Consider the following 214-nt stretch of genomic DNA (forward strand, 5'->3'; position numbering starts at 1 on the left):
TTTATCGAATCCTTCCGAGAAAACCCATTGATCGACGCGAAGCGGCGTCGATGGGATGAATCGGAATAACTAGCCCTGATTTTTGAATGTATTTTCGAATTGTATCAGCAGAAGCATTTCCAACTGAGCAAACAAAATACCCGTCAGACCAAAAGGTTTTCTCAATCCAGAATTGCTTTTTCAACCACTTAAATCTCGACCATAGGCTTTGTGT

General features: G+C 41.1%; 1 protein-coding gene. It reads right to left on the reverse strand.

The genetic code is table 11. The features are described 5' to 3' along the window. Position 1: 1 nt before the first annotated feature. Positions 2-214 (reverse strand): transposase (locus H5058_RS18735; protein WP_259398657.1); only part of this gene is annotated, 213 nt, incomplete at its 5' end.

The organism is Pseudoalteromonas sp. SR45-4 (genome assembly GCF_014163535.1).
GTDB lineage: Bacteria > Pseudomonadota > Gammaproteobacteria > Enterobacterales > Alteromonadaceae > Pseudoalteromonas > Pseudoalteromonas nigrifaciens.